The organism is Streptomyces rubrogriseus (assembly GCF_027947575.1).
Lineage (GTDB): Bacteria > Actinomycetota > Actinomycetes > Streptomycetales > Streptomycetaceae > Streptomyces > Streptomyces rubrogriseus.
The window spans coordinates 8,055,579-8,074,449 of record NZ_CP116256.1; the positions used below are offsets into that span (position 1 = coordinate 8,055,579).

At 74.1% G+C, this 18,871-nt stretch carries 16 protein-coding genes and 1 pseudogene; 12 read left to right on the forward strand and 5 right to left on the reverse strand.

All coding sequences use genetic code 11. The features are described 5' to 3' along the window. Positions 1-70: 70 nt before the first annotated feature. Both Sru02f_RS36320 and Sru02f_RS36325 read right to left on the reverse strand, forming a co-directional pair. Positions 71-802, reverse strand: coding sequence for an eCIS core domain-containing protein (locus Sru02f_RS36320; protein WP_244941932.1), 732 nt, complete (start codon positions 800-802; stop codon positions 71-73). A gap of 127 nt (positions 803-929) precedes the next feature. Then, entirely contained in the window at positions 930-3,878 is a 2,949-nt protein-coding gene (locus Sru02f_RS36325) for a prolipoprotein diacylglyceryl transferase (RefSeq protein WP_109035225.1), read from the reverse strand. A gap of 331 nt (positions 3,879-4,209) precedes the next feature. Here Sru02f_RS36325 and Sru02f_RS36330 point away from each other — a divergent pair, with 331 nt between their 5' ends. From Sru02f_RS36330 to Sru02f_RS36345, 4 genes are read left to right on the forward strand one after another with little or no spacing between them, the layout of a single operon-like run. Beyond that, entirely contained in the window at positions 4,210-5,814 is a 1,605-nt protein-coding gene (locus tag Sru02f_RS36330) for a phage tail sheath subtilisin-like domain-containing protein (protein ID WP_109035223.1), read from the forward strand. 52 nt (positions 5,815-5,866) lie between these two features. After that, a complete protein-coding gene (locus Sru02f_RS36335) occupies positions 5,867-6,316 on the forward strand; it encodes a phage tail protein (RefSeq protein ID WP_003974723.1) in 450 nt (149 codons plus the stop codon). Then, positions 6,316-6,849 (forward strand): hypothetical protein, encoded by a 534-nt coding sequence (locus tag Sru02f_RS36340; protein WP_109035221.1) that lies wholly within the window; start codon positions 6,316-6,318, stop codon positions 6,847-6,849. The genes Sru02f_RS36335 and Sru02f_RS36340 overlap by 1 nt, the downstream gene beginning before the upstream one ends. Beyond that, entirely contained in the window at positions 6,846-7,004 is a 159-nt protein-coding gene (locus Sru02f_RS36345; RefSeq protein WP_007450918.1) for a DUF6760 family protein, read from the forward strand. The genes Sru02f_RS36340 and Sru02f_RS36345 overlap by 4 nt, the downstream gene beginning before the upstream one ends. Before the next feature lie 1,435 nt (positions 7,005-8,439). Here Sru02f_RS36345 and Sru02f_RS36350 read toward each other — a convergent pair. The 3 genes from Sru02f_RS36350 to Sru02f_RS36360 form a co-directional block, all read right to left on the reverse strand. Beyond that, entirely contained in the window at positions 8,440-9,414 is a 975-nt protein-coding gene (locus Sru02f_RS36350) for a hypothetical protein (RefSeq protein WP_373103684.1), read from the reverse strand. Between the two features lie 333 nt (positions 9,415-9,747). After that, on the reverse strand, positions 9,748-10,284 hold the full coding sequence (locus Sru02f_RS36355; RefSeq protein ID WP_373103687.1) for a hypothetical protein: 537 nt from the start codon (positions 10,282-10,284) through the stop codon (positions 9,748-9,750). A gap of 39 nt (positions 10,285-10,323) precedes the next feature. Next, a complete protein-coding gene (locus Sru02f_RS36360; protein ID WP_373103690.1) occupies positions 10,324-10,656 on the reverse strand; it encodes a hypothetical protein in 333 nt (110 codons plus the stop codon). 39 nt (positions 10,657-10,695) lie between these two features. Between Sru02f_RS36360 and Sru02f_RS36365 the strand changes: the two genes are divergently transcribed. The 8 genes and pseudogenes from Sru02f_RS36365 to Sru02f_RS38100 all read left to right on the forward strand — a co-directional run bounded on the left by Sru02f_RS36365 (position 10,696) and on the right by Sru02f_RS38100 (position 18,817). Further along, a complete protein-coding gene (locus Sru02f_RS36365; protein WP_373103692.1) occupies positions 10,696-11,205 on the forward strand; it encodes an extensin in 510 nt (169 codons plus the stop codon). Between the two features lie 89 nt (positions 11,206-11,294). Beyond that, positions 11,295-11,717: a phage tail protein gene (locus Sru02f_RS36370; RefSeq protein ID WP_109035215.1), complete on the forward strand. Its 423-nt coding sequence runs from the start codon at positions 11,295-11,297 to the stop codon at positions 11,715-11,717. 28 nt (positions 11,718-11,745) lie between these two features. Continuing rightward, positions 11,746-12,468, forward strand: a complete 723-nt coding sequence (locus Sru02f_RS36375) for a CIS tube protein (protein WP_109035213.1) — start codon at positions 11,746-11,748, stop codon at positions 12,466-12,468. Next, positions 12,468-14,402 carry a VgrG-related protein gene (locus Sru02f_RS36380; protein ID WP_109035211.1) on the forward strand — a complete coding sequence of 645 codons (1,935 nt, stop codon included), beginning with the start codon at positions 12,468-12,470 and terminating at the stop codon, positions 14,400-14,402. Before Sru02f_RS36375 ends, Sru02f_RS36380 begins: the two co-directional genes overlap by 1 nt. Before the next feature lie 34 nt (positions 14,403-14,436). Continuing rightward, positions 14,437-14,889 carry a GPW/gp25 family protein gene (locus tag Sru02f_RS36385; RefSeq protein ID WP_003974730.1) on the forward strand — a complete coding sequence of 151 codons (453 nt, stop codon included), beginning with the start codon at positions 14,437-14,439 and terminating at the stop codon, positions 14,887-14,889. After that, positions 14,889-16,847 (forward strand): putative baseplate assembly protein, encoded by a 1,959-nt coding sequence (locus tag Sru02f_RS36390; protein WP_109035209.1) that lies wholly within the window; start codon positions 14,889-14,891, stop codon positions 16,845-16,847. The genes Sru02f_RS36385 and Sru02f_RS36390 overlap by 1 nt, the downstream gene beginning before the upstream one ends. A 59-nt stretch (positions 16,848-16,906) precedes the next feature. Then, on the forward strand, positions 16,907-17,416 hold the full coding sequence (locus Sru02f_RS36395) for a phage tail protein (RefSeq protein WP_174855222.1): 510 nt from the start codon (positions 16,907-16,909) through the stop codon (positions 17,414-17,416). Beyond that, positions 17,413-18,817 (forward strand): annotated as a pseudogene (locus Sru02f_RS38100) (zinc ribbon domain-containing protein). The gene Sru02f_RS36395 and the pseudogene Sru02f_RS38100 overlap by 4 nt, the downstream one beginning before the upstream one ends. The last annotated feature ends 54 nt before the right edge of the window (positions 18,818-18,871 follow it).

The following is an 18,871-nucleotide window of genomic DNA, read 5'->3' on the forward strand; positions in this document are numbered from 1 at the left end:
CGACGCAGCGTCAGGCACTGGCGGGGCAAAGGGCGTTGCCCCAAAGGGCCGTTCGTGCGGCGCCCCGGGACTACTCCACGCCCTCCACGTCGTCCGCGACCGATCGCTGGGCGACGAGGGACGGGGCGGTGGTGTGCCCGGCCTTGAAGGCCGCTCCGTCGTTCACGGCCGCGACCTCGGAGCCCTGCCCCGGGTCGGTGACGGCGGGGCTGCCGCCACTCCCGCTGCCCGTCTCCGTGATTCCCCGGCTGTTCTTGTCGAGGTGGCTGGCCTCGTGGGCGAGGATCTCCTCGTTGCCCATGGCGGACGGGCCGAGGAACACGTCCATACCGATCGTCATGGCCTCGGCCCCCATCGCCGCCGTCGCGCGCTGGGCGACCGGGCCCGTGTGCATGCGGGCGCCGGCGAGGGCGGGATTGTCGTAGAAGGGCACGGCCTTGTCGAGGAAGGAGCCGGGGAGCGTCGAGCTGGGCGACTCCTTGGCCTCCTTCAGGAGCTGGTGCTGCCCCTCGGGGCTCCGGTCGTCGATCCCGTCGTGCCCGCAGCCCGCACCGTGCTGGTGCGAGTCCGGGTCGATGCGGCGCTGGACGGTGTGCCCGCAGCCGGGGCCGTGCTGGTGCGCGTCCCGGGCGACGACACGCTGGACGGCGGCGTTGCCGGCGGCGCTCTGGAGCGCCAGGACCGTCGCCGGGGTCATCGGCGCTCCGCGCACTCCGGTGGTGGGCGCGGGCGTGGCCCGGTGCGGAGCGCGGCCGCCCCGGGCGGCCTGCTGGTCGGCGGCTTCCTCGTGCGCGCGCACCATGCGCTCCCTTCGACACCGGACGTGTGACCCCCAGCCCTACCGGAGCTTCCGCGCCGCCGACAGGTCTACGCGGGCAACACCGGGGGCAACGGCCCCCGGGGTCGCGCCCGGACACGGCGCGGGGCACTCAGAGCGAGCTGAGCTGTTTGGCGATCGCCTCTTCCCATTCCTTCTGCTGCTCGGGGTCGTTGAGCGATGCCTCCCACTCCTCCGGCTTCTGGTTGTGGTGGTCCGGGCCGCACTTGAGCTCCTTGAGGAACTCACGTGCCTCGTCCCGGATCTCCTTGGGAACGTTCCTGCCCGCGGGAACGGCCGGTCCGGCGGCGACCGCGTAGATCTCCTGCGCCCTGAGCTGCCGCTTTCCCTGCTGGATGGAGTGCGTCACCATGGCCGCCTCCTTCCACGCGTCGCGCCTCCTGCCCCTCCTGCTCGTGCCGTCCTTGGACATCCTCGGCGCCTCGGCCGTCTCGGACGTCTCGGACGTCTCGGACGTCTCGGGGGCCTTGGGCTCCTCGGTTCCCTCCTGGGCCGGCGTGGTGCGGGCGTACCGGTCCGGCTGGCGTACCGAGATGTAGCGCTTGTTGGCCTTCTTCACGCTCTTCTTGAGGGCGAGGCCGCCCAGGAACCCCGCCGTCAGACTGCCCGCGACGGCAGGAGCGACACCGCCGCTGACCGCACCCGTGGCGGCGGCGATCGCCACGGAACCGGCCGCGATGCGCGCGAGGTTGCCCGTCAGGTTGGCGAAGCGGTGCCCCAGTTTCCACTTCTTCTTGTGCACCACGTATTCCCGTGCGCTGGCCATCTGCTCCCGCACCTCTGTCCTGAGGTTCTCGACGCGGGTCCGCCGCTCCTCGACGGCGTCCAGGACCGCCGTGTCCGAACCGTCCGCCGAGTCCCCCAGTCTTGACGTCGCCCGGGCCAGGTCGTCGGTGGCCGCCCCCAGGTCGTTCAGTACGTCCTGGAGTTTCCGGTCGCGCTTCGCGGCTACGTCGCTGAAGTGGTCCTTCAGCTTCTTGCGCTGGGCGTGGGTGTTCTTGATGACCATGCTGTCGCGGCCCACGTGGATGGCCGAGAACGAGATGGTGAGGGCACCGCCGGCATCCGCGAGCGCGGCCGTCCCTGCCAGGTCTCCGGCGGTCTTCGTGCCCGTGTTGGCGATCTTCAGAACGTCGTTGGCGGCCATCTGGGAGCTGCTCGCCAGACCGAGGGGCTTGCCCACGAAGTTCTTCCGGTGCGCATGGGAAGCCGGGCCCGACTCGTTGCGCTTGGCGGACGCATCCTTGATCGCCGCGATGTCGTTCACGGCCCCGGTCACGTCGCTGACGAGGTTGATCGGGTTCTCGACGTTCTGCTGGATCACGGTGTCGTGCGCGGTCCCGTGGTCCCCCTGCTTCATCGATGCCGACTGGACCGTCGCCCCGGGCGGCGCACTGCCGCGGAGCACCAGGGTGTCGGGCACGTCGGCCCACGGCTTGGTCTTGGCGGAGGCCTTCTTGACCGCGTGCCCGGTACCGTCGACCACTCGCCCGACACCGCTGGGCGAGGCCTCGCCCGTCTTCTCGGCGTCGGCCGGTCCCGACTGCTCCGCACCTTCCGTCGCGGTCTGGGCGGCCGGTTCCTTCCCCTTGGCCGCCTTCTCCTTGGCCGCCTTCTCCTTGGCCGCCTTGTCCTCCGCCGCCTTCTTCTCGGCCGTCTCCGCGGCCAGTGCCGTCCTCGCCTCGGTCTCGGCCGTTCCATGACGCAGCTGCCCCTGCGCCGCGGCCGACGCTCGCTGCCGGGCCTCGGTCGCCACCCGCGCGAGGCGTGTCACCTCGGTGAGGGCGGCTTCGTGCTCCGTCTGCTTCTCCCCCGCGGTCTTCGCGTACCCGGCCGCTTCGGTCTGGGCCTTCTCGGCGTTGCCCTGTGCGTCCTCCGCAGCCCTCCCGTGGCCGGCCGCCGCCTGCTCGGCGGCTTCGCGTGCCTCCGTCGCGGCCTTGGCCTCGCGATCCAGTTTCTCCGCCAGTTCCGCGGATTCCCTCGCGCTCTCGTTGGCCTCGTCCCGGAGCCGGGCGGCCTCCTCCTGGCCTTCCGCCGCCTCCCTCCGCGAGGCGCCGGCTCCCTCGGCCTCTTCGTTCCTCCGCTCCGCCGCTTCCCTGGCCTCCGACACCTCCTTCAGCGCCTCGGCCAGTTCGACGGTCCGCTTCCGCATGACCGCCGCGAACTGCTTCTCGGACTCCGCCTCGACCTCGGCCTCGGCCGCCTGCTCCTGGGCCTTGTCCCCGACCTGCCCCGCCCTGCGCGCCGCTTCGTCGGCGTCCTTCAGCTTCGCCGCCGCCGCCTCCGCCTGGCGCGAGAACCGACGCACCCTGTCCTCGGCTTCCGCCTGACGCTTCCGGGCGTTTTCGATCGTCGTCGAAAGTGCGGCCACCAAGTCCTCGGCGGCCTTCCGCTTACCCTCGGCGGCCTCGGCCTCCTTCGCGAACCGATCCGCCTGCTTGTGGGCTTCTTCGGCCGCCGCGCCCTTCTCCTTCTCGGTCCTGCCGTGCCTGCCGGCCTCCTCGGTGGAGGCCCGCCGGCTCTCCGCCGCCGCGTGCGCCCGGCCCGTGAAGTCCCGCGCCTTCTCGAGCGAAGTCGCCTCTCCCCGCTTCGCGGCCCCGACTTCCCCCTCGAGCTCGTCCGCCCTGCTCCGGGCGGCCGACTCCTTCTTGCGTGCCTCGATCGCCGTCCCGGACCAGTTCCGCACCTCGGCCGCGGCGTCGGACCGGGCCCGCGAGGCGTCCGCGACCTTCGTCTTCTGGTCCGTCACCTCCTCGACGGCCGCCTGCCGCTCGGGCTCCGTCACCGATGTGATCTGCAGGTCGTCCGACGTCGACGAGGTCGTCCGTTCCGGTGCCGGGGCCTTGGGGAGCTGTGCCGTACCTGCCGCGCGCTGGATCGCCGTACCGGACCCGCGCTGGATCGCCGAGGCCACGGCCCGGTTCCCCGCCGCGGCCTGCAACGAGGCCAGGGGCGGTGACTGCCGTGCCTGCGGGCGGGACCGCGCCGCAGCGGCCTCGGCCGGGCGGTGCCTGTGCGTCTGGTTCAAGCGGTCCGACACGGACGATCCCCTCCTGACACCCCGTCACCGTCCCCGCCTCACGCGGGGCAGCGCCCCGGTGCGGCGGGACGGCGCGCCCCGGAACGGGGCTTGATCGCAAGATGACATCCTGGCGAACTGACAGTCGACACAAGATGTTGAATCAGAAACGCCGGGCGTCCGCCAGGGGTCTTCGGGGGGAAGTGCCGGGAAGCGGCGGGAGTCTGCCCCAACGGGCACGACCAGGGGCAAGGAACATGCCCCCGCTCCGGCACCCGGGGACGTTTCGGCGTCGGCAACGCGCGCGTGAGGCTGAGGGGCGTCCTGTCTCGTACCCCGAGGAGAGCAGAGCATGCCGTCCTACCTGTCGCCCGGCGTCTACGTCGAGGAGGTGGCCAGCGGCTCGCGCCCGATCGAGGGAGTGGGCACGTCGGTGGCGGCCTTCGTCGGTCTCGCCCCGACCGGCCCGCTGAACGAGCCCACGCTGGTGACCAACTGGACGCAGTACGTCGCGGCCTTCGGTGACTTCACCGGCGGGTACTACCTCGCGCACTCCGTCTACGGGTTCTTCAACAACGGCGGCTCGGCCGCCTACGTTGTCCGCGTCGGCGGCTCGGCCGAGGACGCCGCCGCCGACGGCTCGGTCAACGGCGCCGCCGCCCCCGCGGCCGTCACCGGCAGCACCGCCAAGGCGCTGCCCGCCGCCGAGCCCAAGCAGCTCGGCACCTTCGCCGTGACGGCCACCGCGGCCGGCCAGAGCGGCCCGCTGACCGTCGAGGTCGCCGACCCCGAGGGCGAGGGCCCCGCCGAGCGCTTCAAGCTGATCGTCAAGGACGGCGACAAGCCGGTCGAGACCTTCGACGTGAGCGCCAAGAAGGGCAACCGCTCCTACGTCGTCACGCAGGTCAAGGAGCGCTCCAAGCTCATCACCGTGACCGAGGCCGCGCCGTCCGCGCAGCTGGCCCGGCCGGAGAACCAGAGCCTGACGCTGCCCGCGCCGCCGTCCGCCGCCCCCGCCGTTCCGGCCGGGCAGGCCGAGAGCGCGCACCCCGGCCCCGCCCAGTACCTCGGCGACTCCTCGGACCGCACCGGCTTCGGCGGCCTGGAGGCGATCGACGAGATCTCCATGGTCGCGGTGCCCGACCTGATGGCCGCCTACCAGCGCGGCGCGATCGACCTGGAGGCCGTCAAGGCCGTCCAGCTCGGCCTCATAGCCCACTGCGAACTGATGGGCGACCGCGTCGCGATCATCGACCCGCCGCCCAGCCAGAACGCCCGCCAGATCCGCGTCTGGCGCCAGGAGACGGCCGGCTACGACTCCAAGTACGCCGCCCTGTACTACCCCTGGATCAAGTCCTTCGACCCGGCCACCGGACAGTCCCGCCTGGTCCCGCCGAGCGGTCACGTCGCCGGCATCTGGGCCCGCAACGACTCCGAGCGCGGTGTGCACAAGGCCCCCGCCAACGAGGTGGTCCGCGGCGCCGTCGACCTGGAGCTGCAGATCACCCGCGGCGAGCAGGACCTGCTCAACCCGATCGGCGTCAACTGCATCCGCTCCTTCCCCGGCCGCGGCATCCGCGTCTGGGGCGCCCGCACCCTCTCCTCCGACCCGGCGTGGCGCTACCTGAACATCCGCAGGTACTTCAACTACCTGGAGGAGTCGATCCTGATCGGCACCCAGTGGGTGGTGTTCGAGCCGAACGACCACAACCTCTGGGCCCGCATCCGCCGCAACGTCTCCGCGTTCCTGGTCAACGAGTGGCGCAACGGCGCCCTCTTCGGCCAGAGCCCCGACCAGGCCTACTACGTCAAGTGCGACGAGGAGACCAACCCGCCGGAGTCCGTCGACCTCGGCCGGGTCGTCTGCGAGATCGGCATCGCGCCGGTCAAGCCCGCCGAGTTCGTCATCTTCCGGCTCGCCCAGTTCTCCAGCGGCGGCGGCGAACTGGACGAGTAGGCGGCACGCGCCCCCGCCCTTGTCCCACATCCTCTAGAAGGACAGCGAACTCATGTCTCTCCCCAAACCCGAAGACGTACTCGTAGCACCGAATTTCGGCATCCAGATCGACGGTGTGATGGTCGAGTACCTCAACTCGGTCTCCAACCTGCAGATCGAGCAGGACGTCATCAGGTACCAGCAGAACCAGGGCACGACCGGCCGCAACAACGTCACCCTGATGCCGGGCGTGGCCAAGGACGGCTCGGTCCAGGTCGAGCGCGGTATGAGCCAGTCGTCGGTGTTCACCCAGTGGATCAACGACTCCATGGCGGGCCGGATGGCCACCGCCCGCAAGAACGCCACGATCATCGTGATGGACTACGAGGACAACCCGGTCAAGCGCTGGAACCTGCGCAACGCCTGGTGCAGCAAGGTCGTGGCGGGCACCCTGAAGGCGGGTGACACCAACGCGCTCACCGAGACCATCACCATCGTGTTCGAAGAACTGGTCGTCGAGTAATGCGCCGTAGCACCGCCAAGGCACCCGCCGCGGCACCCCAGTCCGCGGCGGCGGGAGCGGACTTCCCCCGTTCGGCTCCCGCCGCCGCGCCCACGGAGGCGCCGGCCGGTTCTCCGGCCGGCCCTCCCGCCGGGCCCCCCGTCGACACCGCCCCGAGGCAGCAGATGCAGACCGAGTTCCCCTTCGAGCTGCCGCGCGGGTACGTCGACGAGTCGGGCACGGTGCACCGGGACGGTGTGATGCGCCTGTCGACGGCGCGGGACGAGCTGATCCCGCTGCGCGACGTGCGGGTGCAGGAGAACCCGGCGTACCTGTCGGTGGTGCTGCTCGGCCGGGTCATCACCCGGCTGGGCACGCTGGCGATGGTGCACGACGGCGTCGTGGAGAACATGTTCGCCTCCGACCTGGCGTTCCTCCAGGACTTCTACCGCCAGATCAACGCGGAGGGGCACACCCGCGCGGCGGTGGAGTGCCCGCACTGCTCGGAGCCCTTCGAGGTGGAACTCGGCGGGAGCCGCCTGGGGGAATCGTGACGTACGCGACCGACCGGCTGCACGAGGAGATCGCGTACGTCGCCTACCACTTCCACTGGAGCCTGGAGGCGATCCTGGACCTGGAACACCAGGACCGCCGCCGGTACACGGACCAGATCGCGTCCCTCGTGACGCGAGGCACGGCGGAGGGCTGATCGGTGGGACTCCTGGACCGGCTGCGGGGCCGTCGCGACGGCGGCGAGGGAAACGGGAACGGGGGCGGGACCGCGGCTTCGGCGGCGGCCCCGCCCCCGGAGACGGGTCCGCCCGCGGACACCGGCTCGCGTCCGGACCCGGGCGCCGGCGGACCTGCGGCATCCGCGCCCGGACCCGCGCCCGTGGCCGTCGCGGCCTGGACGGGCCTGCCGCCGATCCAGCGCGCCACGGGAGCGGACCGCACGGGGTGGCGGACGCCGCTTTCGGCGGCCGCCTTCCGACGTGGCAGGACCCGTCGTTCACGCGGGCGCCGTCCCCGGGGGTACTCAACCCGGCGGCCGGCGACAGCCTGCTGTCCGGCGCCTTCGACGCGTCGGCCCGGCAGACCTCGTCCACCCCGCTGGCCCGCCCGGCCGGCCCGCCGCCGGTGCAGCGGATGCCCGTCGCGCCGCTGCGCGCGATACCGGCGGACGCACCGGCCCCGGCCACCGCACCGACCGCGCCCACGGGCTCCGCCCCGAGGGCGCGCGGTGGTGCGTCGAGTACGCCGGGCAGGTCGGCCGCGTCGGGTCCGGCGCCGACGGCGGCCACGTCGTCGACCGCGCCCACGGCCGCGCCGGTCCAGCGGGCGCGTTCGGCCGGGACGGCCTCGTCCGCCGTGCCCGCGAACCCACCTGCCCCGGCCTCCCGCGGGGTCCGGGTGACCCCGGTGCCTGCGCCGCCCGCCGCCCCGCGCCCGCGCCAGTCGCTCACCAAGGCCCCGTCCGGATCGCCCGCCGTGCAGCGCCGGGCGTTGCCGGCGAGCCGCCCGACCACGGGAGCCGCTCCGGCATCCTCCGGCACGGCGTCGTCCGGCGCTGCGTCGTCCGGCACGGGGCCCTCGTCGGCGGACGCCGACCGAGCGGACCCCGGCTGGGCACCGGCGGGGAGCGCCTCCCCGGCCCACGGCTCGGCACCGGCGGGGAGCACCTCCCCGGCCCAGGGTTCCGTCACCCCGGCGCCCGCACCGACCGGGGCACCCGTCCAGCGGACGGTGTCCGCTCCCGGGACCACACCGGCCCCCGGCGCGTCCGGCGACGGGACGGCACCGGCGGCCCCGGTACGGCGGCCCGACGGCGGCACCCCTTCGGCCCCGGCACCGGCGAACAGCGGCTCCGTGTCCGGCACACCGCCCGTCCAGCGCACCGCCGCACGACCGTCCGGCCCCACGCCAACCGGCGCCCCGGCCGGACCCGGCACCGCACAGCCCGGCGGCAGCAACCCCGCGACCACCGCACCGAGCGACAGCACCACACCCGTCCAGCGGGCCACCACACGACCGACCGGCAACAGCAACACCTCGACCCCCGCACCGGCCGACAGCGGCACACCGCCCGTCCGGCGCGCCGCCGCACGACCGTCCAGTGGCGGCAACCCGCCCACCCCCGCGCCGAGTCACGGCGGCTCCGCGCCCGGCACACCGCCCGTCCAGCGCGCCACCGCACGACCGTCCGGCAGCGGCAACCCGTCGGCCTCCGCACCGGCGAACAGCGGCTCCGCGTCCGGCACACCGCCCGTCCAACGGACCACCGCACGACCGTCCAGCGACGTCGCCCCGTCGACGCCCGCTCCGGCGAACAGCGGCTCCGCGTCCGGCACACCGCCGGTCCAGCGCACCGCCGTACGACCGTCCGGCCCCACGCCAACCGACGCCCCGGCCGGACGCGGCACCGCACAGCCCGGCGGCAGCAACCCCGCGGCCACCGCACCGAGCGACAGCCCCACACCGGTCCAGCGGGCCACCGCACGGCCGTCCGCCAGCGGCAACCTCTCGACCCCCGCACCGGCCGACAGCGGCACCGCGCCCGGCACGCCCCCGGTCCAGCGCGCCGCCACCCGACCGTCCGGCTCCCCGGCACAGCCCGCCAGCGGCGATCCGGCAGCCACCACTCCGGGCGACGGCTCCACGTCCACCGCCCCGCCCGCCCAACGGGCCACCGCACGACCGTCCGACGGCAACGACCCGTCGACGCCCGCCCCGGCGAACAGCGGCTCCGCAGCCGGTACCCCGCCGGTACAGCGCGCCGCCGCACGGCCGTCCGGCCGCACGCCGACCGACGCCGCGGGCAACGGCCCCACGTCCGCCGCCCCGGCACGGCGGCCCGCCGTACGCCCCGGCGACAGCCCGGCGCCGGCACCGGCGGGCAGCGGCGCCACGGCCCCGACGCCGCCGGTGCAGCGTGCCGTACGCCGCACCGACGGCGGCACGACTCCCCGGCGGGCGACGCCGCACCCGCCACCCGGCGAGCCGCCGCGCAGCCCGACCGCCCCGCGTCCGCCGGTGACCGCCGGACCGGTTCGCCGGAGACCGCGCCCGGCGCCCCGGTGCAACGGGCCGCGGCACAGCCCGAGCCGGGGTCCGACGCCCATGTGGGGACGGTCCCGCCCACGCCCGGCACCACCTCGGACGCGGCGCGGGGGCAGGCCCCGGTGCGCCCGGCGGAGTCCCGGTCCGCCGCCACCCCGGCAGCCGGCAGCGGCACCCCGCCCACCGGCGGCCCCGCGGCACCGTCGCCCTCGCCGTCGCGGTCGGTGGGAGCCACCCCCGTCGGCCCCCGGTCCAGCGAGCCGCGGCACCGGCCGCCGAGTCCGGCGGCGACAAGGCGGCGCCGTCCGGCGCACGCCCCACCGGCACCGGCGACGCCACCGGAGGCGGGCGCCCCTCGGCGACCGCTCCCGGCGTTCCCGCCACCCCGGCTACGGCTAGCCGCCCGTCCAGCGCCGGGCGTCGGCCGCCCAGCCGACACCGCCCGCGCGGCCGTCCTCGGCACAACCGGGCGGCGCACCGCTACCGCCGGTCCAGCGGGCGTCGGAGCCGCGCACGGCCGACCCGATCGCGCCGCCCTCCGCCACCCCGGCGGCACCGGCGGAGCCGTCCGCACCGACCCACCCGAGCCCCGCCGCCACGGTCACCGCACCCGCCTCGCCCGCCATGTCCGCGACCCGTACCGCGCCCACGCCCGCCGTACCGCCGTCCCGGCCGGAGACCGGCAGGACGACAGCCCCGGCGACCCCCGTGCAGCGCAGCGCGGCCGGGCGGCGTCCGGGGCTCGGCGCGCCCACCTCTTCCGGCCCGGTCGGCGCCGTACGTCCGACCGTGACGCCGGCACCGACGGCCGCACCGACGGCGGCACCGGCACCGGCACCGACCGCCCCGGCCGCACCGGCCGGGGCGCCCGCGCGTCGTTCTCCGCTCGGCGCGCCCCTCTCCGCGCCCCCGCCCGACACCACGTCGCTCACCACGCGGTCCCCGGCTCCCGCGCCCGCCACGACCGGGGGTCACGTGCCCCCGCCCGTCCAGCGGGCCACCGCCACGGCCTCCGCGCCCGCGGCACCACCCTTCACGACCACGACCACGGCCGCCGCCACACCGCCCTTCACGGCCCTCACTGCGCCCGCCACACCCACCGCACCGCCCTTCGCCGCCCTGGCCACGCCCGCCGTACCGCCCTTCGCCGCCCTGGCCACGCCCGCCGTACCGCCCTTCGCGGCACCCGCGACGTCGACGGCCCCGGCGGCGCCGCACCTCACGCCTCCGCCGCTGCCCGGTGGCGGCGGGGCGACGCCTCCCGTCGTCCAGCGGGTGCCCGCCAAGGCCGTACCCCTGCGCAAGCCCGGGTCCCCGGCGGGGCCACCGGAGCCCCGCTCCCGGTGGCCCCGCTCACGCCGCCCCGGCCGTCGGCGGCCCGGCCGGAGATGCCCGTCGCCACGCAGGCGGTGCCCGCGGACACCACGCCGGACGCCCTCGCCCCGGCCGGCACCGCGTCCGCCGACCTGCCGCCGGTCCAGCGGTTCTCCTTCCGCCGTTCCCACCGTGCCGCACGCACCACCGCCGCCGCGCTGGCCTCCGTCACGGCCGCCACCGTGGCGGACAACCTGTCCCGGCTGCACACCCCGTCGTCCCGGCCCGGCCCGGACGAACCGCCGCCCCCGTACAGCGACCCCCCGCCCCCGTACGAGGCGGGCGCGGGCTCACCGCCCCCCGACGGTCCCCCGCCCGCGTACACGGCGGTCCCCGAGGGCGGGTTCGACCCGCGTGAACTCACCGACTTCCAGCTCGACGAACTGGTGCACCGGATCATCGGCCGCGTCACCCGTCTCGTCCGCACCGAACTGCGTATGGACCGCGAACGGATCGGCAGACTGCGCGACCCGCGCTGACCGGACCGCACCGGCCCCGCCGGACGGCCGGACCGCACCGAGGGCCACGCCCGCCGCCACCGCTCCCCGACAAGAAAGGTCGACCCCCGATGACCCGTAAGGACCCGGGCTCTTCCATCTGGTTCAGCCTCGCCATCGACGGCGAGAGCCTCGGCTACTTCAACGGGTGCGAGGGCCTGTCGACCCAGGTGGAGGTGGAACAGCGCCAGGAGGGCGGCAACAACGGCTTCGTCTGGCAACTGCCCACCCGCGTCACCTACTCCAACATCCGGCTGACCCGCCCCCTCACCCCGGACACGGCGAAGGTCGCCAAGTGGATCTCGTCCGTGCAGACCGGCATCCAGCGGCCCACCGCACAGATCTCCGCCCTGCGCGCGGACGGGTCGCTGGTCGTCCGCTGGGGGCTGATCGACGTCCTGCCCGTCAGCTGGCAGGGCCCCAGCCTCGACCCCGGCAGCGCGTCCGTGGCCAACGAGGTCCTGGAGATCGCCCACCACGGGTTCACGGACTGACGGCGCCGCGGAGCAGAGAGGAAGAACCATGGCCACAAGCAGCAAGGGCGCCGGCAAGAGCCTCGTACGCGCCAACCTCGCCATCCACGAGCCGCCCACCGGCAAGTCCACCTCGCCCGGTGGGCTGATCAAGCGGTTCCCGTTCGAGTTCAACCCGGCGCAGCTCTCGATCAGTCAGCGCTCCCAGTGGAAGTCGACCCCGACGGCGGCCGTGCGGAAGGCCGCGAAGCCGCAGTTCATGGGGGCCGAGCCGCGGGAGATGACCCTGGAGATCTTCCTGGACTCCTCGATGAAGCCCGGCGGCAACACCGTCATGAAGAAGGTCGAGTCGCTGCTGATCTGCTGCGAGGTCACCGCCAAGAGCCTGGCCGCCAAGCAGCCGTCGCCACCCTGGGTGATCTTCGAGTGGGGCTCGTTCTCCACGGCCCGGTTCAACGCCTACGTCGCGTCCATCGAGACCCAGTACACGCTCTTCGGCACCGCCGGTGTCCCCATCCGCGCGACCTGCCAGATGGCCCTGGTGGAGATTCCCGGCCCGACCCCGAGGCAGAACCCGACCTCCGGCGCCCTCACCGCCCAGCGCGTGCACCGGGTCGTCGCGGGGGACTCGCTCCAGTCGCTGGCCTGGAGCGAGTACGGCAGCGCCAACGCGTGGCGGGTGATCGCCGAGGCCAACGGCATCGACGACCCGTCCCGCCTGCCGACCGGTACCGAACTCATCCTGCCGGCCACCGAGGAGGTGCCTCACTGATGGTGCGTCCCGCCTTCTCCAGCGTCGTCGAGGTGAAGATCGGTGGCGCCCCGCTGTCCGACACCGTCGCCCCGATGCTCACCGACGGATGGGTCGACCAGGGCGTCAACGTGCCCGCGGCGTTCCGGCTCACCTTCCGCGACCCCCACCACAAGCTCCTCGGCGACCTGAACGTGCAGTTCGGCACCAAGGTCGTCATCACGCCGATCGCCGACGGCGAGGGCAAGGGCAACCCCCTGCTGACCGGTGAGGTCACCGGCCTGGAGGCCGACTACGACGGCACCGGCAGCTTCACCGTCATCCGCGGCTACGACTACGGGCACCGGCTGATGCGCCAGCGCCGGGTGGCCGCGTACCGCAACCAGAAGGCCTCCGACATCGCCCGCAAGCTCGTGGCGATGGACGGCGTCTCCATCGGCCGCATCCAGGCGACCAAGGGCACCTACGCGTTCATCTCCCAGTCCAACGTCACCGACTGGGACTTCCTCGCCCGGCTCGCCGACGAGAACAAGATGATCATGTACCTGGACTCCAAGGGGAAGTTCCGGTTCGTCACGCCGAAACCGTCGGCCGGCGCGCCCTCGCCGAACACCGACGGCGACCAGAGCACCTTCGTCCTCCAGGCCGAGCACGACATCCTGCGGCTGCGGGCCGCCGTCACCGCCGCCGACCAGATCGGCAAGGTCGAGTCGCGCGGCTGGAACGTCACCACCAAGAAGAAGATCACCGAGACCGCGCCGGCCACCACCGACCCCGGCATCAACATCAAGTGGACGCCCGGCACGGCCGCCGGCAAGTTCAAGCCCGGCAAACTCGTCGAGACCGCCAACCCCTACGACAAGCAGGACGAGGTCCAGAACGCCGCGAAGGCCCTCGCCTCCGACGTCACCGCCTCCTTCGCCGAGCTGGAGGTCGCCGCCAAGGGCCACCCCGACCTGCGGCCCGGCGTCCCCGTCGCGCTCGCCGACGTCGGCACCCCCTTCGAGGGCAAGTACACCGTCACCTCGGTACGCCACCACTTCGGCGACGGCGTCCCCTACGAGTCCTGGATCACGGTCAGCGGACGCCAGTGGCGTTCCCTGTACGGGCTCGCCTCGGGCGGCGGCGGGGGCTCGGACCCGGCGAGCGCCGCCCGGCTGCCCAGCGTCGCCAACGCCATCGTCACCGACGTGCAGGACCCCCTCAAGCAGGGCAGGGTCAAGTTGCAGTTCCCGTGGCTGGACGACACCTACATAAGCGACTGGACGCGCAGCGTCCAGATGGGCGGCGTGGCGGGCGGCGGCATCTTCCCCATGGACGTCGGCGACGAGGTCCTGGTCGCCTTCGACCGGGGGGCGCTGGACCACCCGTTCGTCATCGGCGGCCTCTACAACGGCCGGGACGTGCCGACCAAGAGCGACGTGCCGCTGCACGACGGCCTGAAGAAGAAGGCCGTGCGGCACACCCTGTCCGACCGCCAGGGCAACCGGGTCGACCTGCTCAGCCAGCGCACCGGCGGCCGCAAGCAGGGCGTGCGGATCGCCAGCGGCAACGACAAGCTGACCATCAACCTCGACCGCACCAAGACCGAGATCACCGTCGACAGCAAGGGCTCCGTCAGCATCACCGGCAGCCGCTCGGTGTCGGTGGACGCGGGCACCGACCTGTCGCTGAGCGCCAGGCGCTCCCTGACCATCAAGAGCGGCGGTCCCCTCAGCATCCAGGGCGGCAGCATGATCAACATGCGCAGCGGGGGCGTGGTCGGAGTCAACGCGGGAGGCGCCCTGAACCTGGGGGCGGGCGGCGCCGCGACGCTGAGCGCCGGGGCCGCGACGACCATCTCCGGCACCGTCAACGTGCAGATCAACTCCGTCATGACGAGGGTCATCGGCGCGACCTTCGAGGTCAAGACCCCCATCTTCAAGGTCGCGACGATCCCCGTGCCGGGCCTGTGACGAAGCGTTTCCGAGGAAGGCAGGTTGCTCTCTGATGGCCGAACAGTTCGTCGGCTCCGGCTGGTCGTTCCCGCTGCGGATCGGGCCCACCGGCGGGATCGCCCTCGTCAGCGGCGAGCAGGAGGTGGAGGAGGCCATGCGGCTCATCCTCGCCACCGCGCCCGGAGAGCGGCCGATGCGCCCCGAGTTCGGCTGCGCCATCCACGACCTCGTCTTCGCCCCCGTCAACGAGCAGACGGCGGGCCGCATCCAGCACGAGGTCTATGTCACCCTGGACCGCTGGGAACCACGCATCGAGGTCCACGACGTCGACGTCACCACCGGTGAGGAGCAGAACGTCCTCTTCATCGACGTCCGTTACTCGATCCGCGGCACCAACAACCCGCGCAGCCTCGTGTTCCCGTTCTACGTCATCCCCTCCCACGACGAGCCCGACCTCCCCGACGCTCCGGCCGGTCTCCCGGGCTCTCCCGAAAGCGACCGCTGATGCCCCTGCCCTCTCCCAACCTCGACGACCGCCGCTTCCAGCAGTTCGTCGACGATGCCAAGCGCTACATCCAGCAGCGTGCGCCGGAGTGGACCGACCACAACGTCTCGGACCCCGGTGTCACGCTCGTCGAGACGGTGGCCCACATGGCCGACCAGATCGTCTACCGGCTCAACCGGGTCCCGGACAAGAACCACCTTGCCTTCCTGGACCTGGTCGGCATCACGCTCTTCCCGCCGTCGGCCGCGCGCACGGACGTCACCTTCTGGCTCTCCGCGCCGCAGGAGGACGCGATCCTCGTCCCGGTCGGCACCGAGGTCGCCACCCTGCGCACCGAACGCGACGAGGCCGTCGTGTTCGCCACCGAGCAGGACCTGCGCATCGTCCCGTGCACGATGAGCCGCCTGGTGACCCAGGTCAGCGGCGAGGCCGTCAGCGACCGCACCACGGACCTCGCCGAGAGCAAGGACGTGCTGTGCTTCGCCGAGGCACCGGGCCCCGGCGACTGCATGCTCATCGGCCTCAGCGCCGCCGTCCCGGACTGCGCGCTCGCCCTCGAACTCGACAGCCGCGTCGACGGCGTCGGTGTCGACCCCCGCCAGCCGCCGCTGGTGTGGGAGGCCTGGACCGAGGACGGCTGGCAGTCCTGCGAGGTCGACCGCGACGGCACCGGCGGTCTCAACCGGCCCGGCGACGTCGTGCTGCACATACCCGGCGGTCACGTCCTGTCCCGCAACGGCGGCCACGAGGCCGGCTGGATCCGCTGCCGGGTCACCGAACCGCTCAGCGGCCAGCCCTTCTACACCACCTCGCCGACCATCCGTTCCGCCGAGGCCTACACGATCGGCGGCACCACCGGCTCCGTCCACGCCGAGACCATCCTCGACGAGCCCCTCGGCGAGTCCACCGGCCTGCCCGGCCAGCGGCTGCGGCTCGAGCACGCCCCCGTCGTCGCCGGCGAACCGTCCGTCCTGCTCCAGACCGCCGCCGACGACGGCTGGCAGGACTGGCGGGTGGTGCCGCACTTCTCCGGCTCCCACCCGGACGACCACCACATCACCGTCGACGCCACCACCGGCGAGATCGCCTTCGGCCCCGCCGTCCGCGAGGCCGACGGCACCCTGCGCCAGTACGGCGCCGTCCCGCCCAAGGGCGCCGTCATCCGCGCCCGCCGCTACCGCACCGGCGGGGGCCGGGCGGGCAACGTGGCCCGCGGCGCCGTACAGGTGCTGCGCACCTCCATCCCGTACGTCTCCGAGGTCGTCAACCGCGAGGCCGCGCTCGGCGGCGTCGACGGCGAGACCATCGAGGAGGCCAAGCTGCGGGCGCCCATCACCCTGCGCGCCCAGGAACGCGCCGTCACGCTGCGCGACTACGAGGAACTCGCCCGCCGCGCCGCCCCCGAGACCGCCCGCATCACCTGCCTGGAGGGCGCGGAGAACGAGTACGGCGCCCACGCCGTCCGCGTCCTCGTCGTCCCCCAGGCCGTCCCGGACCCCGGCGGGCGCCTGCGCTTCGAGCAACTCGTCCCCGGTGACGCCCTGCTGAACCGCATCACCCGCCACCTCGACGAACGCCGACTGATCGGCACCCGGCTCGCCGTCGGCCCGCCCTACTACCAGGGCGTCACCGTCGTCGCCACCGTCCACGCCTTCCGCGACGTCGACGCCGACCGCGTGCGCCGGCAGACTCACGACGCCCTCTACCGCCACCTCGACCCGCTCACCGGCGGCTCCGACGGCAAGGGCTGGCCGTTCGGACGTCCCGTGCAGACCGGTGAGCTGTTCGCCGTCCTCCAGCGCGTGCCCGGCGTCGAACTCGTCGACGAGGTCGTCCTGCACCCGGCCGACCCCCTCACCGGCAAGCGCGGCGACCCCACCAACCGCATCGACCTCGACGCACCCGCCCTGGTCTTCTCCTACGACCACCGGGTCCGCGTGATCGGGGACAGCGCGTGAATCCCGCCTCGCAACGGGGCTCCGTCGACGGTCTCGGCTCGTCGCTGCCCATCGCGTCGATGCTGCCGGCCGTCTTCGCCGACGACGACCTCGCGCTGCGCTTCGTCGCCGGGCTCGACGACGTCCTCGCACCCATCCTGAACGTCCTGGACTGCCTGGACACCTACTTCGACCCCGCCCTCACCCCGGCGGACTTCGCGCAGTGGCTCGGCACCTGGGTCGGCGCGGAGACCGACGGCACCGAGGCCGAGCCGATGCTGCGCGCCGCCGTCGCCGCCGCCGCCCGGCTGCACCGCGTACGCGGCACGCTGCAGGGCCTGTCCGAGACCGTCCGGCTCGCCTTCGGTGTCGCGCCGGAGATCACCGAGAGCGGCGGCGCCGCCTGGAACGCCCGGCCGCTCGGCCCGTTCCCCGGCCGCCCCCGCCCGCAGCTGCACGTCGCCCTCCGGCTGCCCGAACCCAGGCCCGTCGACGTCCACCGGCTGGACGCCCTCGTCGCCGCCGCCCGCCCCGCCCACATGCCCTACACGGTCGAAGTGACCGCCTCCGAAAGGACCCCGGAGAGATGACCACGCAGAACTGCGCCGAGTGCGGAACCCCCGCGGAACCGGGCCAGTCCTTCTGCGACGCGTGCGGCGCCGTACTCAGCTGGGACCAGGCCGGTGCCGCCCGCACCGCGCGGCCCGCCGCCGCCACGTCCGACCAGCGCCCCGGCTTCGACGCCTTCGCGGACGCGGGCGTGCCCCCGCCCGCACCGGCCGCCCGGCCGCGGCACCCGCCGCCGAACCGGCCGGCGCCATCGGGGAGAACCCGACGCTGCCCCAGCCGCGCCGTCCGGCCGGAGACGCCGGCGCCCCGGCCGGAGACGCCGCGGACAGCACCGGGGACACGCCCGGCGCGGGGAACGCCCCGGGCGCCGCCGCCCACGGCGCGGGAGCTGCCGCGGGCCCGGACGCCGCTCCGGGAGCCGCCGCCCGCCCGGCGCCCGGCACCGACGAGACCGCCCCGACCGCCCCGGTGCCCTCCGCCGCCGCCTCCGCGCCCGCCCCGAACGCGCTCACCGACACCATGTCCGACCGGGCCCGCTCGCTCCTCGTCCCGGTCGCCGACCCCGAGGCTCCCGCCCCGGCGGCGCCCCCGCCGTCGCGCCCGTGCTGCCCGGCCGCCCCGACGCGGACCGGCCGCAGGTCCGCGCCCCCGGCCACCAGCCGGACATCGCCAACGGCCCGCCCTGCCCGTGGTGCTCCACCCCCAACCGCCCCGACCGCCACTACTGCGCCCGCTGCGCCATGCCCCTGGTCGCGAGCGGCGACCAGGCCTCCCTGCGGGCCCCCTGGTGGCGTCGGCTCTTCGGCGGACGGCGTCAGGAGACCCCGTGGGCCGGCGACCGTCCGCGCCTGCGCCGCGTCTTCGACCGCATCGGCACCTGGATCACCGTCGCCGTCGTGGCCACCCTGGCCGTCCTCGGCTTCATGTACATCCCCGACGGCGTCCAGAACACCCGCGACCACTTCGCCAAGCGCGCCCCCGTCTCCCCGGACGGCATCAAGGCCTCGCGCTCCTTCCCCGGCCACAATCCCGAGCTGCTCATCGACAAGCTCAGCAACACCTGGTGGGGGCCGGGCATCACGGAGTCCGGCCAGGGCCAGTGGGTCGAGGCGAGCTTCACCGAGCCGACCCGGCTGCTCGACGTGATCATCACCCCCGGTGTCTCCACCCGCGCCGACAAGCTGCGGGAGTCGGCCCTGCCGCACCGGGTCAAGGCGACGATCACCATGAAGGACGGGTCGGTCAAGACCCGCGACCTCACCCTGGACCAGGGCGCCGGCGGCCAGCGACGCCCGTTCCGCGTCGGCGAGGTCACCAAGGTCCGCTTCACCATCGAGTCCGCCCACGCGGCGTCCGCCAAGAAGCAGGTGGCCATCTCCGAGATCGAGTTCTTCGGCCCCTCCAGCGCCAACCCCTCCTGACCCCGCCCGGGGCCCCGCCGCCGCACGCCGGCCGAACCGGCGGGGCCCCGCGCA

Excerpts from the sequence above, each read along its gene's own strand:
- Sru02f_RS36380 (WP_109035211.1), top strand. The coding sequence starts at position 12,468 with ATGGTGCGTCCCGCCTTCTCCAGCGTCGTCGAGGTGAAGATCGGTGGC.
- Sru02f_RS36350 (WP_373103684.1), bottom strand. The coding sequence starts at position 9,414 with ATGGGCGTCGGACCCCGGCTCGGGCTGTGCCGCGGCCCGTTGCACCGG.
- Sru02f_RS36395 (WP_174855222.1), top strand. The coding sequence starts at position 16,907 with ATGCTGCCGGCCGTCTTCGCCGACGACGACCTCGCGCTGCGCTTCGTC.
- Sru02f_RS36385 (WP_003974730.1), top strand. The coding sequence starts at position 14,437 with ATGGCCGAACAGTTCGTCGGCTCCGGCTGGTCGTTCCCGCTGCGGATC.
- Sru02f_RS36340 (WP_109035221.1), top strand. The coding sequence starts at position 6,316 with ATGCGCCGTAGCACCGCCAAGGCACCCGCCGCGGCACCCCAGTCCGCG.
- Sru02f_RS36335 (WP_003974723.1), top strand. The coding sequence starts at position 5,867 with ATGTCTCTCCCCAAACCCGAAGACGTACTCGTAGCACCGAATTTCGGC.
- Sru02f_RS36330 (WP_109035223.1), top strand. The coding sequence starts at position 4,210 with ATGCCGTCCTACCTGTCGCCCGGCGTCTACGTCGAGGAGGTGGCCAGC.
- Sru02f_RS36320 (WP_244941932.1), bottom strand. The coding sequence starts at position 802 with ATGGTGCGCGCGCACGAGGAAGCCGCCGACCAGCAGGCCGCCCGGGGC.
- Sru02f_RS36390 (WP_109035209.1), top strand. The coding sequence starts at position 14,889 with ATGCCCCTGCCCTCTCCCAACCTCGACGACCGCCGCTTCCAGCAGTTC.
- Sru02f_RS36375 (WP_109035213.1), top strand. The coding sequence starts at position 11,746 with ATGGCCACAAGCAGCAAGGGCGCCGGCAAGAGCCTCGTACGCGCCAAC.
- Sru02f_RS36370 (WP_109035215.1), top strand. The coding sequence starts at position 11,295 with ATGACCCGTAAGGACCCGGGCTCTTCCATCTGGTTCAGCCTCGCCATC.